Annotated in this window: 15 protein-coding genes; 12 read left to right on the top strand and 3 right to left on the bottom strand. The window is 31.9% G+C overall.

From position 1 onward, the window contains the following. Positions 1-331: 331 nt before the first annotated feature. Both RYK20_RS05980 and RYK20_RS05975 read right to left on the bottom strand, forming a co-directional pair. The gene (locus RYK20_RS05980; protein ID WP_314894769.1) at positions 332-2,242 is read right to left on the bottom strand and encodes a DUF349 domain-containing protein; all 1,911 of its coding nucleotides are present in this window, start codon (positions 2,240-2,242) and stop codon (positions 332-334) included. A 145-nt stretch (positions 2,243-2,387) separates the two neighbouring features. Beyond that, positions 2,388-3,107, bottom strand: a complete 720-nt coding sequence (locus RYK20_RS05975) for a 16S rRNA (uracil(1498)-N(3))-methyltransferase (protein ID WP_314894768.1) — start codon at positions 3,105-3,107, stop codon at positions 2,388-2,390. Between the two features lie 171 nt (positions 3,108-3,278). Here RYK20_RS05975 and RYK20_RS05970 point away from each other — a divergent pair, with 171 nt between their 5' ends. Genes RYK20_RS05970 through RYK20_RS05945 form a run of 6 tightly spaced genes read left to right on the top strand, consistent with a single transcriptional unit; the run spans position 3,279 to position 8,039 of the window. Continuing rightward, a complete protein-coding gene (locus RYK20_RS05970; RefSeq protein WP_314894767.1) occupies positions 3,279-3,839 on the top strand; it encodes a DUF1599 domain-containing protein in 561 nt (186 codons plus the stop codon). Further along, complete coding sequence (locus RYK20_RS05965; protein ID WP_314603455.1) at positions 3,826-4,923, top strand: BT_3928 family protein; 1,098 nt, start codon at positions 3,826-3,828, stop codon at positions 4,921-4,923. The genes RYK20_RS05970 and RYK20_RS05965 overlap by 14 nt, the downstream gene beginning before the upstream one ends. After that, positions 4,923-5,741, top strand: a complete 819-nt coding sequence (gene tatC, locus RYK20_RS05960; RefSeq protein WP_314894766.1) for a twin-arginine translocase subunit TatC — start codon at positions 4,923-4,925, stop codon at positions 5,739-5,741. Before RYK20_RS05965 ends, tatC begins: the two co-directional genes overlap by 1 nt. Before the next feature lie 17 nt (positions 5,742-5,758). After that, the gene (locus tag RYK20_RS05955) at positions 5,759-6,409 is read left to right on the top strand and encodes a hypothetical protein (protein ID WP_314894765.1); all 651 of its coding nucleotides are present in this window, start codon (positions 5,759-5,761) and stop codon (positions 6,407-6,409) included. A gap of 30 nt (positions 6,410-6,439) precedes the next feature. Beyond that, positions 6,440-7,174: an LPS export ABC transporter ATP-binding protein gene (gene lptB, locus RYK20_RS05950; protein ID WP_297977842.1), complete on the top strand. Its 735-nt coding sequence runs from the start codon at positions 6,440-6,442 to the stop codon at positions 7,172-7,174. A gap of 19 nt (positions 7,175-7,193) precedes the next feature. Next, complete coding sequence (locus RYK20_RS05945) at positions 7,194-8,039, top strand: transketolase (RefSeq protein ID WP_314603452.1); 846 nt, start codon at positions 7,194-7,196, stop codon at positions 8,037-8,039. Between the two features lie 68 nt (positions 8,040-8,107). Here the strand turns inward: RYK20_RS05945 and RYK20_RS05940 are convergent, their stop codons facing one another. Next, positions 8,108-9,142, bottom strand: coding sequence for a quinone-dependent dihydroorotate dehydrogenase (locus RYK20_RS05940; RefSeq protein ID WP_314894764.1), 1,035 nt, complete (start codon positions 9,140-9,142; stop codon positions 8,108-8,110). Between the two features lie 227 nt (positions 9,143-9,369). Here RYK20_RS05940 and RYK20_RS05935 point away from each other — a divergent pair, with 227 nt between their 5' ends. The 6 genes from RYK20_RS05935 to xerA all read left to right on the top strand — a co-directional run bounded on the left by RYK20_RS05935 (position 9,370) and on the right by xerA (position 15,327). Next, complete coding sequence (locus RYK20_RS05935) at positions 9,370-10,113, top strand: ZIP family metal transporter (RefSeq protein ID WP_314894763.1); 744 nt, start codon at positions 9,370-9,372, stop codon at positions 10,111-10,113. A gap of 126 nt (positions 10,114-10,239) precedes the next feature. Next, positions 10,240-11,394, top strand: coding sequence for a GDP-mannose 4,6-dehydratase (gmd, locus tag RYK20_RS05930; RefSeq protein ID WP_314894762.1), 1,155 nt, complete (start codon positions 10,240-10,242; stop codon positions 11,392-11,394). A 26-nt stretch (positions 11,395-11,420) separates the two neighbouring features. Further along, positions 11,421-11,972, top strand: coding sequence for a hypothetical protein (locus RYK20_RS05925; RefSeq protein WP_297977882.1), 552 nt, complete (start codon positions 11,421-11,423; stop codon positions 11,970-11,972). 30 nt (positions 11,973-12,002) lie between these two features. Continuing rightward, complete coding sequence (locus RYK20_RS05920) at positions 12,003-13,154, top strand: metallophosphoesterase (protein WP_297977884.1); 1,152 nt, start codon at positions 12,003-12,005, stop codon at positions 13,152-13,154. Positions 13,155-13,238: 84 nt separating this feature from the next. Further along, a complete protein-coding gene (locus tag RYK20_RS05915) occupies positions 13,239-14,312 on the top strand; it encodes a GDP-L-fucose synthase (RefSeq protein WP_314894761.1) in 1,074 nt (357 codons plus the stop codon). Between the two features lie 121 nt (positions 14,313-14,433). Then, complete coding sequence (xerA, locus tag RYK20_RS05910; protein ID WP_314894760.1) at positions 14,434-15,327, top strand: site-specific tyrosine recombinase/integron integrase; 894 nt, start codon at positions 14,434-14,436, stop codon at positions 15,325-15,327. The last annotated feature ends 16 nt before the right edge of the window (positions 15,328-15,343 follow it).

Below are 15,343 nucleotides of genomic sequence, written 5' to 3'. Positions count from 1 at the left end.
TTACCCGCCGACAGATTAGCAATCTGCTCCGTTACCACTCCGGCACCTCTCCTAACCATAACTATAAATTCACTTATGCATTAGTGAAGAATGATTCACAATTGCGGTTGCAAAGGTACAACTTTTTTTCGTATTTGCAAATTTTTTAGTCACTTTTTTTTATAAAATTTATATATTGTTGATATTCAATAGTTTGTGGTAACAAATTATTTATTTAATCAAAAATTGAAGAAAAATATTATCTTAAGAAAAAGAGGCTGTATAACAGCCTCTTACAAATAGTATGACATCTTAATTAAAAAACTTAATTGCCACAATTACTTAGAGAATATTATTCTTTGGATTCGTGAATATGCAACTCTTTCAGCTTTTCTTCCCAGATGACTAAGTTATCTTTTTCTTCTTGGATACTTTTTAGAGCCTCTCTCATTAAAGGATGCTTTTCATCTATATTCGTGAAGAATTGCAAGTTGTTTTCTAATTGTAGGATATTTTTCTTGATATCTTCAATTTTTTTACGGACAAATATTTCTTCACGAAGAAGAGCATTTTCTCCTTCAGGAAGTCTGTCTAACTTACTATTATACTTGATAAGTTCTATCTCTTTTTTATCAAAATTTAGTTTTTTATATAGAACTCCCATTATTTTATTGAAACGAGTTTCTAGAACACGCAATTTTTCAGGAAGGCTACCCAGATGATTCCACTTTTCTTGGAAATTTTCAAGTACTTTGATGTCTTCTTCTCGATTTCCAGTTAGTAGAAAAGCTTTTAGTTCGTCAAGAAGTTCCTTTTTCTTATTGATATTAGAATTTTCGTCCTTATTTTGCTTTCTGCGTTCTTGATGAAGTCTATCAAAATAATGATTACAAGCTGTGCGAAAATCTTCCCATAATTCATTAGATAGCTTACGAGGAATAGCTCCTATTTTTTTCCAATCTTCTTGAATTTTTTGAATAAGAGGTGTGGTTACCTCCCAGTCTGAGCTATCTTTGTTAGCCTTAGCAATGGCTATAAGTTCCATTCTTTTTGATACATTTTCATTATGTATTTTCTTATTTTCCTTATAAAAAAGATTCTTTTTCTTGCTAAAAGCTCGAATAGCTAATACAAATCGTTGCCATATTTCCTCAGAAACTTCCTGAGGAACCCGTCCTATTTTCTTGAATTCTTCTCGAAGTTCATTTATCTGTTGAATAGCTTTTTGGTAATCACTATGAGAATTCCGCTCTTGAGATGTAATTTCCTCTATTTGAGAGATGATACCTAGCTTTTTGTGCTTATTATCAATAAATATTTGTTCTAATTGATGTAAGAAAGCTTGCCTTCTATCGTGAATTTTCTTTGTGATAGAGCTGAATTGTTCCCATAATTTTTCACGATATTCTTTTTCTACAGGTCCTGTTTCCTCCTTCCATACTTTGTGCAAAAGCTGGAGTTCTCGGAAGGCTTTCTGTGGATCAGCTTCATTAAGTAAAGCTTCTGCTTTCTCAATAAGTTTGTTTTTCTCTTCTAAATTATGCTTAAAGTCAATTTTTTGGAAATCTCTTGTGAGGCTCAAATAATCAAAGAAATTTTCAGTGTGGTGATTGAAATTATTCCAAATATCATCATAATATTCTCTTGGAACAGCTCCTATTTCATACCATTGTTTCTTTAATTCCTGAAACTTACGGAAAAGAGTATCTGTATTCCAAGCAATATCATCTTTACCAAGAGAAACAAGGTTTTTTATTTCATTGATAATGTCTTGTTTGCGTTTTAAGTTGGTTTGTAATTCTTGTTCTAACTGCTTTTGATATTGATTTTTTAACTGTTTGTAATGGTTATAAGCTTTGTAGAACTCATCACGAATGGGAAGAGAAAAATAGAAATCTTTTTCTTCGTTGTCTTCATCAGCTAGGAAAAGTTCCCTTTTTTCATCTTCTTCTTGGGAATATTTATTATCGAAAGCTTTCTTAATAGCTTCTATATGAGACTTAATAGAAGTAATTTTTTCGTGTTCAATAAGCCTTTTAAGCTCTTTGGTAAGAGCCTCAAGAGTCATTTTTTCATAATCCATCATAGGAACTTCCTCACGTTTTTTGTTTAGAGTTTCCTCTTCAGCATTTTCGGCATTTTCTCTTTGAATTTCATTAAGAAAATCAGGAGAAGTACTGTTAAGAGGTGTTTTTTCTTTAGCCTCTTTCTCAGAAGTTTCATTTGTAAGAACTTCCTTCAAGTTTGTATCGTCTTCTAACATAAAAATGAAATACTATTGTGATTAAATTTTTTTCAAAATTACAACTTTTTTATCAGTTTACCAAGAAAAAAATAAAAAAATAATAATAAAAAGTAAACTATATCTATAAAAAACTGAAAATAAATAGAATACAAAGTAAGAAAAATTATTTTTTTTGACTCATTATATCTGCTACAGTGTTGCAAGCGACTATGCCTGCGGTTTCTGTTCGTAACCGATGAGCTGATAAACTTACAGGAATGAATCCTTTTTGGATTGATTTTTCGATTTCTATTTTAGAAAAATCTCCTTCGGGACCAATTAAAATAGTTATATTTTTCTTGGGTGATTTATATAACTCATCAAATAAAAGAGTACGATTTCCTTCTTGGCAATGAGCAATGAATTTTTGTTCGGATTCTATAGTTGTAATCCAAGAAGAAAAATCTATGGGAGGATTTAGCAAAGGCTTGTGGAATTGTAAGGACTGCTTCATTGCAGAGATTATAATCTTCTCAAAACGTTCAGTTTTGATTGTTTTCCTCTCAGAATGTTCGCAGATAATAGGTGTTATCTCGTGAATACCTATTTCAGTGGCTTTTTCTAAAAACCATTCAAAACGTTCGTTCATCTTGGTAGGAGCTATAGCTAAGTGTAAGTGATAATCACTAATAGAAGAGGGCTCACAGGAAAGTAGAATTACATTGCATTTTTTATCATTAATAGTATCTATTTTTGCTAAATATAAGTTCCCTTTTCCATCAGTGATATGAATGATATCTCCAGCTTTTTTTCTTAGAACACGATGAATATGAACACTTTCTTCTTTTTCAAAAAAAGTGAATTTATCAGAAGAGGTAAGTGAGCCGTTGTAGAATAATTGCATTTTTTTTGAGAGCAAAAATAGTAAATTTATTTTGAATATAGAAAAAATAATTATACATTTGCTCTCTCATTCAAGAAGAATGACAGAAGGGATAAACGGTTAAATATTTGTTATTTTTTTTTGTAATATTAATTTTTAGCCGAACTTTACACCAAATTTTCTGGATAATTTATGGATAAAACCTTATCACAATATAATGAGGTAATTTCACATTGTCAATCTATATTTGATAAAAAGATGAAAGATTATGGGAGTGCTTGGCGTACATTACGCTTGCCATCTCTCACGGATCAGATTTTTATAAAAGTACAACGTATCCGAACTCTTCAGGAAAACCAGGTAAGGAAAATTGAGGACGATGAGACTACAGAGTTTATAGGGATTATTAATTATTCTATAATAGCTCTAATTCAATTAGAGAAATCTGTTGTGAATGAACCTGATATGGATGGTGAGGAAGCTATGATTTTATATCAAGAAAAAGTAACAGAGACTAGGATTCTTATGCAACAGAAAAATTATGATTATGGAGAAGCGTGGCGGAATATGCGAATAAGCTCTCTTACAGATTTAATTTTTCAGAAAGTCCTCAGAATAAAGCAGATAGAAAATAATAAAGGAAAAACAATTATTAGTGAAGGAGTAAAGGCAAATTATCAAGATATGATAAATTATGCAGTTTTTGCTTTAATTCTTCTAGGAGAAAATGATCAAGAAAATGAAAAAAATTAGTGTATCAATTATTCGTTTTTTAGTAGGAATTGTTTTTATAATTAGTGGATTTGTAAAGCTTGTAGATCCTATGGGATTTTCTTTTAAGCTAGAAGAATATTTCCATTATACAGTACTTGATTTAGAATGGTTTATTCCATATGCTTATCCTATAGCTGTTTTTGTAGTCACATTTGAGCTTATCTTAGGAGTGATGTTATTATTAGGATATTTGAGGGATTTTACATTGATATCCTTATTGGGACTTACTATATTTTTTGGATTTCTTACTTTCTATACAGCTTATTTTAATAAAGTAACCGACTGTGGATGCTTTGGTGATGCACTTAAGTTCACTCCTTGGGGATCTTTTACAAAAGATATGATACTTCTTTTGTTAGTTCTTTTTCTTTGGTGGGGTAGGGAATATATAAAATCTTTATTTAGCTTTAGAACTTCTACTTTTTTGGTGTTACTTAAAATTATAAGTTGTGGAATATTAGTGTTTTATACCTATAATCACTTACCTATTATTGATTTTCGTCCTTATAAAATAGGAGTAAATATACAAAAAGCAATGGAGATGCCTAAGGATGCTCCCAAGCCCGTGTATGAATATCATTGGAAATTTAAAGTAAATGGTCAAGAACAAATTATAACCACATTAGGAGATTACCCAACTGTGGATAATGGAACTTTTATTTCAGTAGATCCTCAGAAAATATCAGAAGGATATGTGCCTCCTATTCACGATTTTGTAATTGAGAAAGATGGAGCAGATTATACCCAAGCTATGCTTGAAGAACCGAAGCTATTACTGGTGATTTCTTATGATCTTTCTAAAGCAAAGAATGAGGGTTTCATTCCTATAAAGAAGCTCACAGATAAGGCTCTTAAAGAAGGTTACAAAGTGATAGGACTTACTCCATCTGTAGAGGAAAGTAAAAAAATTATTCAAAAATATGAATTGAATTTTGACTTCTACGCAACAGATCTTACGACTCTTAAAACAATGATTCGTTCAAACCCTGGGATTATTCAGTTAGAACGAGGAACTATTAAGCAGAAAGTTAGCTTTAATGATACTCAAAAAATAGATTTGTGATGCAACAACCTCAGCAGGAGATGTCCTTTTTAAATCATTTAGAGATACTAAGATGGCACATTATAAGATCTATAATTGTGGTTGCCATAGTTTCTTTATTGGCATTTTTTTTCAAAAGCTATATATTCAAATATATTATTCTCCCTCACACAGAGGGTAAATTTCCTACATATCAGTTCTTTTGTAAAGTAGGTAGATTTTTTGGAACAGAAACAGATTTTTGTAATGAAAAATTACCTTTAATAATACAAAATAGGACAATGACAGGGCAATTTTCAGCTACTTTGTGGATTTCTTTTTGGACGGGTGTAGTGATAGGTTTTCCTTATTTGATGTATGAAATGTGGAAATTTGTTGCTCCAGGGCTTTACGATAATGAACGTAGGTTAGCACGTGGATTCATAGGGATTACTTCTCTGTTATTTCTTATAGGAGTTCTTTTTGGTTATTATATAATAGCGCCTCTATCAATACATTTTTTTGCTACTTATTCAGTGGTTGAAGGAGCAGAACAAATGATAAAAAATGAAATAGATATAGCTTCTTACATAGATATGTTGCGTTCTTCGGTGATTTCTTGTGGACTAATTTTTGAGCTTCCTGTTGTAATCTATTTTTTAGCTAAGCTGGGTGTAGTTACCCCTTCTTTTATGCGGAAATACCGTAAGCACGCAATTGTTTTAACTTTGCTTCTCTCAGCAATAATAACTCCTCCAGATGTGGCAAGCCAGGTTATTGTTTCAATACCGATCCTTTTGTTATATGAGGCAAGTATATTTGTAGCCAAGTATGTACAGAGAAAACAAGAATTAAATTAAATTGATATAATTAGAAAATGAATTTCACTCCCGATCTTAGCCAAATACCTCATTGGCAAACTCTTAAGAAAATATGTAAGGCACAAGCCGTATTAGATCTCATAATTTGTGGGCAAGAATTTGAAACCTATCATAAGTATAGGCTTTCTATTGAGGAAGAATATGAAGGAAACGAGGCATTCATAGGGTTTGACTTTGAGGAAGAGGATGGTCCATCTCTTCATTTATATTTTACACAGAAAGGTTGCTTGATTTTACCGAGTGCTTGCCAAAATTTTCAAAATACAGGTAATAATTTTGAAAAGAGAATACCTCAAGAATTTCAAGCTTTTTATAAGAAAAATTATCAAGAACAAGATATTCCTTTTGCTATCTATGTGTTAGAGAATGAGCCTTGGAAACTTATTACACAGTTTGAAATAGAGGATGAAGTATCCACTCTAAAACACCTTTCTATAGATCCTGAATTTTATAAAGATTGGGCTTCTATTTTCTTCGGAGAAGAAACAGAATACCTTAATGAACAAGCTGATATTAATACTATTTTACAGCTTTATCAAGGAGAGGTTCTCACTGAGAAAATGGTGTATTCTATAGTAAAAAATGTACCTGATTGGCTGTTTTTAGAAGAAGAACTTAATAAAATTCCTTATAGATATAATTTTTGATTGAGAATTTTTTATTCATAAGGTAAAAATATGAAAACATTAAGGGCTGAAAATATTGTTAAAATATATAAAGGACGTAAGGTAGTTAAAGGAATCTCTTTGGAAGTAAATCAAGGTGAGATTATTGGCTTGTTAGGACCTAATGGGGCAGGAAAAACGACATCTTTTTATATGATTGTTGGTTTTATAAAACCTAATGATGGACATATTTATTTGAATAATATGGAAATCACAAAATTCCCTATGTATAAAAGAGCTCAAAATGGAATAGGTTATTTAGCTCAAGAGCCAAGTGTTTTTAGAAAATTGAGTATTGAGGATAATATACTTTCTGTATTACAACTGACCAAACTGAGTAAGAAGGAACAATTATACAAGATGGAATCTCTTATAGATGAATTCAATCTGGGGCATATCCGTAAGAATAGAGGAGATCTTCTTTCAGGGGGAGAACGTAGGCGTACAGAGATAGCTCGTGCTCTGGCTACAAGCCCTGATTTTATTCTGCTAGATGAACCTTTTGCTGGGGTTGATCCTATTGCGGTAGAGGATATTCAGAATATTGTATTTCAATTAAAAAATAAAAATATAGGAATTCTTATTACAGACCACCGAGTAGAGGTTACCCTTCCTGCTACAGATCGTACTTATCTTATGTATGAAGGAGGAATTCTTAAGGCTGGGCTTCCAGAGGAATTGGCTTATGATCCTATGGTACGTGAGGTCTATCTAGGAAATAATTTTGAACTTAAGAAACGGAATTGATTAAAATAAAATATTTATAATGTCAGATATTCAACAATTAACTGATTTAACAACACAAGTACGTAGAGACATTCTACGGATGGTTCATAAGGTAAATTCAGGACATCCAGGAGGTTCCTTAGGATGTGCGGAATTCTTGGTTTGTCTTTATAATAGGGTAATGGATATTAAGTTGCCTTTCACAATGGATGGGAAAGAAGAAGATTTATTTTTTCTGTCTAATGGGCATATTTCGCCTGTATTTTATAGTGTTTTGGCAAGGAGAGGATTCTTTCCAGTTAGCGAATTGAATACTTTTCGTGTACTTAATTCTCGCTTACAAGGGCATCCTACTCCTCACGAAGGTTTAGAGGGAATACGTATTGCATCAGGTTCTCTTGGTCAGGGACTTTCAGTGGCTATAGGAGCAGCTATTGCAAAGAAGATGAATGGAGATAAACATCTTGTCTATACGCTTCATGGAGATGGAGAATTGCAAGAGGGACAAATATGGGAAGCTCTTATGTATGCAGGTGCAAATGGAGTAGATAACCTTATTGCAACTGTCGACTATAACCAAAAACAAATAGATGGTCCTACAGATAAAGTGTTATCCTTGGGTAATCTTCGTGCAAAGTTTGAATCATTTGGGTGGCAAGTGATTGATATAGAAAAGGGAAATGATATAGCCTCAATATTAGAAGGAATAACTCAAGCTAAGTCCTATGTAGGAAAAGGAAAGCCAATAGGTATTCTACTACATACAGAAATGGGAAATGGAGTTGATTTTATGATGGGTACTCACGCTTGGCACGGAAAGGCTCCTAATGATGAGCAACTGGAAAAGGCTCTATCACAGAATCCTGAAACTCTGGGTGATTATTAATAAAATGCCAAATATTTTTATTTTACGCCATTCCTAAAAAGATAGCTCTTCAAGAATGGCGTAAATTTTTACTTCTTTGTATTTTCTATACTTCTGATAATTTCTTTGTTTATTTTCTTGATTAAAGAAGGTCCTTCGTAGATAAATCCTGTAAAAATTTGTACAAGAGAGGCTCCAGCTTGGATTTTTTCTAGGGCATCTTCAGCAGAGTGTATTCCTCCAACTCCTATAATAGGGAAGCTGTGACCACTTTTTTCAGCTAAAAATCGAATAACTTCAGTAGAGCGCTTAGTTAAAGGTTTTCCACTTAGTCCGCCTGTTTCTTTTTTGTTAATATTGGTGAGTCCATCTCTACTAATGGTTGTATTGGTAGCAATTACTCCAGCTATTTTAGTCTCTTGGATGATTTCTATTACATCTAATAGTTGCTCGTCAGAAAGGTCGGGAGCTATTTTTAACAAAATAGGTTTAGGATTAGGAAGTTTTTTATTAGCTTCTTGTAGGAGGGAAAGTAATTTCTGTAGGGGCTCTTTTTCCTGTAAAGAACGAAGATTAGGAGTATTGGGAGAGCTTACATTTACTACAAAATAATCTACATAAGGAGAAAGCTCATTAAAGCAGTATAAGTAATCATTATGAGCCTGATCATTATTAGTCCATTTATTCTTACCTATATTTCCTCCAATAATAACTTTTTTATTTTTCTTAAGTCGATTAATAATGGCTTCAACTCCCTGATTATTAAAACCCATACGATTGATAATAGCCTCATCTTCAATAAGTCGGAAGAGACGCTTGGGAGGATTTCCTGGTTGTGGTTTAGGAGTAACAGTTCCTATTTCTATAAAGCCAAAGCCCAAATTTGAAAGTTCATTAAAGAGCTCAGCATTTTTGTCTAACCCTGCAGCTAACCCCACAGGATTCGGGAATTTTATTCCAAACACCTCTTTTTCCAATCGTTTGTCAGTAATAGTGTAATATTTTCTAAGGAAAAAGGAGATAAAAGGGACTCTATTGATTAATTTAATCCATCGAAAAGTAAAATGATGAACTTTCTCAGGATCAAAAAGAAATAATAATGGACGAATAAAAAATTTATACATTGTAATTATATTATATATGGTTTAAAAATATTTTAAACTGTATTTGTTTGATTTTCAAATAGAAAAAATCTTATTTTACTTAAAAGCAAATTTACAAAAAAATCTTGAAATATAATTAAATTTGTTCAGAAATTAATGTATTATTAATACAATAAAATTTTATTATATCTTTCATAAAAATAAATTATCTTTGCATTCTCAAAGAGCTTTCTTAAGCTATAAGAATGATGAAAAATTACTTACTTCCTTTTCTTTCAATTATTATAGGAGTTTTATTTGTTTTATGGATAAAACCAATAAAAAAAGATAAAATAAAGCTATTATTGGCTTTTAGTGGAGCTTTTTTAATGGGAATGACTGTTTTTACACTTATTCCAGAAGTATATCATACTATTTTTGAAGAAAATCATCAAACACTAAGTATTTCTATTTCTTCGTCAGATGTTGATACTCATATTTTTGGAAAAAAGATAGGTTTTTGGGTTATTATAGGAATTCTTTTGCAAATAATTCTTGAATTTTTCTCACACGGAGCTGAGCACGGACATTTTCATTCACCAGCAAAAAAACTCAAAATGCAGTTTCCTTGGGGATTATTTATAAGCCTGAGTATTCATTCTATTCTAGAAGGTTTTCCTCTGCATAACCATAGTAATATGGTATATGGAATTTTTATTCATCATTTACCTATAGCAATGGTATTAACTATTTTCTTCTTGGAATCTGAGATAGGAGTTAAGAAAATATTGATTTTTTTATCTCTTTTTTCACTAATGACTCCTTTAGGTACTTTTTTGGCTAATTATATGCCAAAATTAGTACATTATCATACACAGATGAGTGCTATTGTTATAGGTATTTTTCTACATATTTCTTCAGTGATTCTTTTTGAAACATCTGAAAATCATAGGTTCAATTATCAGAAATTAGCTGTTATTGTTATAGGATTTTCTCTTTCATATTTTGTATAAATAAATATTTCTCAATCAGTTAATTTAACAAAATAAAAAATTTTGAATCAAAAAAATAAAAGAAAAAATATATTTACAAAAAATAGAAATAAAATTCGTATCTTTGCATAAACAAATTAGAAATTAATGAAAAGAGCTCTTATCACAGGAATTACAGGGCAAGATGGTGCCTACCTGGCTGAATATCTTCTTAAGAAAGGATATGAAGTTCATGGAATGAAACGCCGTTCCTCTCTTTTCAATACAGATCGTATTGATCATCTTTATCAAGATCCACATTTAGAAAATCGTAATCTTATTTTGCATTATGGCGACCTTACAGATAGTATGAATATTACTCGCCTTATCCAAGAGGTTCAACCTGATGAAATATATAATCTAGCTGCAATGAGCCACGTTCATGTAAGTTTTCAAACTCCTGAGTATGTGGGTAATGCAGACGGATTGGGAACCCTACGTATATTGGAGGCAGTACGCTTGTTAGGTCTTATAGAGAAAACTCGTATCTATCAGGCTTCAACTTCTGAATTGTATGGACTTGTACAAGAGGTTCCCCAGAGTGAAAAAACACCTTTTTATCCTCGTTCTCCATATGCTGTAGCAAAGCTTTATGCTTATTGGATTACAGTTAATTATCGAGAGGCTTATAAAATGCACGCATCCAATGGAATTCTCTTTAATCACGAATCACCTATTCGAGGAGAAACTTTTGTTACTAGGAAAGTGACTCGTGCATTAAGTCGTGTGGCTTTAGGTATGCAGGAACGATTTTATATGGGAAATCTTAGCTCACAACGAGATTGGGGGCACGCTAAAGACTACATCAAGGCTATGTACCTTATTCTTCAGCAAGATGCTCCTAGCGATTATGTTATAGCTACAGGGATTACTACTGCTATACGTGATTTTATTATTTTGGCAGCAAAAGAAATAGGACTTACTATTGAGTTCAAAGGACAAGGAGTTGATGAAAAAGGATATATAATACAAGTTGATAAAACTATTTTTATTGAAAAAGTAGGTGAAAAATACTTGAGTAAGATAGAAGAAAAAATAGCAAAATCCTCAGAAGTGGTATTGGTGGATCCTCAATATTTCCGTCCTACAGAAGTAGATTTGCTTATAGGAAATCCTACAAAATCTCAGACTATATTGGGGTGGAAACCAGAGTATGATCTTAAGGGATTAGTGGAAGATATGATGCGTTCAGATATTAAGCTCTTCAAGCGAGATGCCTACCTAAAAGAAGGAGGGTTTACTATTATGAACTACTTTGAATAATAATTCAGATATGTTCTTTTTAGCCTATGGAACAACAAGTACAGAAATTGCGAAATCTTTTCATAAGTGATTTGGAAAGTTATTCTTCTCAGATAGAGAAGGATTTAAGAGAATTATTTATAGGAGTATCTTATCTTGAAGAAAAGGATAGAGATAGGATTCTGGCATTTTCATTTGAGTATGACCCAGAAGATTTTGTAATTTCTTTTCAGACCTTAGGAGAGGCAGGAGAAGTCCTTTCAGATTTCCTCTATCTTCCCACTGAACGATTTGAAAAACGCTTTCCTTCCAATAAGTTTGTTATCGAAGACGAATCTTTAGAAGATGACTTATATGATAGGGATTTCCAAGAAGCTGAAATAGAAGATATTCTTATAGAATATAGAAGGGAGAAACAAGCTATTTTCAGTGATTGGTTTATTGCCCGTTGGAAAAAAGTTACAGAAGAATTGGGGAAAACAATAAATGCCTTTTTCTCCAAACAACATAGCTTTTATAAAACAGATTTGAATACTCTAGACCTTATTGACTCAGATGAAATTCAAGAAAAAATATTAGTAAATAAAACACAAAATTAAAATTATTATTTTATGAGAAAATTAAATTTTATGTATGCTATTACTTTTGGTTTGGCTACCTTAAGTAGTAATTTTTTCGTAAATGCACAGACAAAAGGGCATTTTTCAGAGAAGAGGTTAAAAGTAGATACTTCTAAGGCTGGTTATGATGGTCCTTACATTTTCTATACTGAGCAGGAGGCTACTGTAAAGCAAATTCTGGAGAAAAATAATGAGGCTTTTGCTAAAGTAGAAACTTTTAAGAATCCTATTGCTGGTAAAAAAATTAAATGTTATGTAGATGATAAAGAGTCTTTTACATTTAAAATACAAGAACTTTTACAGAATCAACCTTCTGTATATCAGATGCCAGAGAAATTAATTGCAATCTCTGATATAGAAGGAAATTACCACCAATTTAAAGAATTTCTTATCAATAATAAGGTAATGGATAAGAATTACAAATGGACTTTTGGTAAAGGGCATTTGGTTACTGTAGGAGATTTTTTTGATAGAGGATTATTGGTTAATCAAACTCTTTGGTTGATCTATTCTTTAGAGGAACAAGCCGAGAAAGCAGGAGGTAAGGTACACTTCATATTGGGTAATCACGATCTGATGAATATGAATAATGATTTTCGCTATGTTCGTAAGAAATATTTGGAAGATGCTAAGCTAATGAATCAGGAATATTATGATTTTTATAAGCCTAATACAGAACTTGGTCGTTGGTTAGGAACTAAGAATATTATGGAAAAGATAGGTGATTACATCTTTGTACACGCAGGAATATCTAAAGAAGTAAGTGATCTTAATATGGGGGTAGAAGGAATTAATAAATATGCGAGAGGATACTATTTTAATAATTTAGAAGCTAAATTGGGAGCGGATCCTGTAGGAAAAACTATTTATATGTTTGGTAAGAGTCCTATGTGGTATCGTGGTTATGGAAAAGAAACTATTGATAAAGCAGAGTTTGCTTCTATAGCAAAGAATATGGATGCTAAAAAATTTGTTATAGGGCATACACTACACGAATCAGTTACTTACCTTATGGATAAGCAAGTGATTGATTTGGATGTACTTCACGTAAAAGGAACAACTCAAGGGCTTCTTATTGAAAATGGACAAGAATTTACAGTAGATATCAATGGAAATAAGTCTGTGATAAAAGAACGAGCTAAAGAAGTAGATGATGATTAATTTCTAACTTTCTTATTGAATAATATAAAAATCAATTTGGAATATTCTATTCTGAATTGATTTTTCCATAAAAATAGAGATTTTATGAACAAAAATGCAAAAATTTATGTAGCAGGTCATCGAGGTCTGGTGGGTTCTGCAATTTGGAAAAATCTTAAAGCAAAAGGATATGATAACCTAATTGGATTCTCTCATAAGGAATTGGATTTGTGCGATACCAATGCTGTTAATTCATTTTTTGCGAAAGAAAAACCTGAATATGTCTTCCTTGCAGCAGCTAAAGTAGGGGGGATTATGGCTAATAATATTTATCGGGCTGATTTTATCTATGAAAACCTGATGATTCAGAATAATATTATTAGGGCATCCTATCAAAATGAAGTAAAGAAACTTTTATTCCTAGGTAGTACTTGTATTTATCCAAAAGAAGCTCCACAACCTATGCCAGAATCTTCTTTGCTTACAGCTCCTTTGGAATATACTAATGAACCCTACGCTATAGCTAAAATAGCTGGAATAAAAATGTGCGAAAGCTACAATCTGCAGTATGGAACTAATTATATATCTGTAATGCCAACCAATCTTTATGGACCTAATGATAATTTTGATTTAGAGAAATCACACGTACTTCCTGCTATGATAAGAAAAATTCACCTAGCAAAAGCTCTTCTTGAAGGTAATTGGAAAGTTATAGAGGAGGATATCAACAAACGTCCAATAGAGAGCTCTATTACAGGGAATAATCCTAAGGAAGAAATAATAAAAACGCTTGCTAAATATGGTATTTTTGAGAATAAAGTTGTTCTATGGGGGACAGGAAATCCAATGAGAGAGTTCTTATGGAGTGAAGATATGGCTGATGCCTGTGTTTTTATTATGGAACGTATTAACTTTAAGGATACTTTCTCTTCTGAAAATAAAGAGATACGTAATACACATATTAATATAGGAACAGGAGTAGATATCAGTATCCGAGCCTTATCCGAACTGATTAAGGAGACTATTGATTATCAAGGAAAAATAGAGTTTGACACAACAAAGCCTGATGGAACTATGAAAAAGCTCACAGACCCATCTAAACTGCACAATTTAGGTTGGAGGCACTCGGTATCCTTAGAAGAAGGAGTAAAGATGATGTATGACTACTATTTGAAATAAATAATTAAGAAGATGAATTCAAAATTTTTGAGTTCATCTTTTTCATAAATAAAATCTTTGGAGTTAAAGTATGTAATTATTTTTGTAATTTTGTATTTTATTCGTAATTTTGCTTGATAATATGTGGGAAACTCTTTTAAAAGATTTTGAGAATTATTTGAGGATAGAAAGAGGAATGTCTGATAATTCTATTCAGGCTTATTTGTCTGATATAGAGAAGCTTTGCAAATTTATTTCTATTTATCAGATAGAAGAAACACCTTCAACAATTTCTAGTGATTCACTTCGTTTGTTCCTTTATGAAGAAGCCAAAGGACTACACGCACGATCACAATCTCGATTAATATCTTCTTTAAAAAGTTTTTTCAAATTTGTCCTCCTTGAAAAGTATCGAGATGATTTTCCAATGGAAAATATAGATACTCCGAGATTTGGAATGAAGCTTCCTGATACTCTTTCTTTGGAAGAAATAGATAAACTGATTTTGTCTATTGATCTTTCTACAGATGAAGGACATCGTAATAGAGCTATTATAGAAACTCTTTATGGTTGTGGATTACGTGTTTCGGAATTAATTAATCTACATCTGTCAGATCTTTTCTTTCAAGAGGGATTTATTAGAGTATTAGGGAAAGGGAATAAGCAACGTTTGGTGCCTATTAGCGAACATACACAGAAAGAAATTAATAATTACATATTATATCAAAGAAAAAATGTTCCAGTAATTAAAGAGTTCTCGGATATTGTTTTCCTTAACAGAAGAGGTAAACAACTCACTCGAGCAATGATTTTTACTATTATAAGGCAAGCAGCAACAACTATAGGACTCACAAAAAAGATTAGTCCGCATACTTTTAGGCATTCTTTTGCGACACATCTTTTAGAGAATGGGGCAAACTTAAGAGCTATTCAACTGATGCTAGGGCACGAAAGTATCACAACTACAGAAATTTATACACATATAGACCATTCTTATCTTTCTCAAGTGATAAATACCTATCATCCTAGAAAGTAAGAATAGATTTGAAGAA

The organism is uncultured Capnocytophaga sp. (genome assembly GCF_963525585.1).
In the GTDB taxonomy this organism is placed as follows: domain Bacteria; phylum Bacteroidota; class Bacteroidia; order Flavobacteriales; family Flavobacteriaceae; genus Capnocytophaga.
This window is presented reverse-complemented; position numbering and strand designations above follow the sequence as displayed.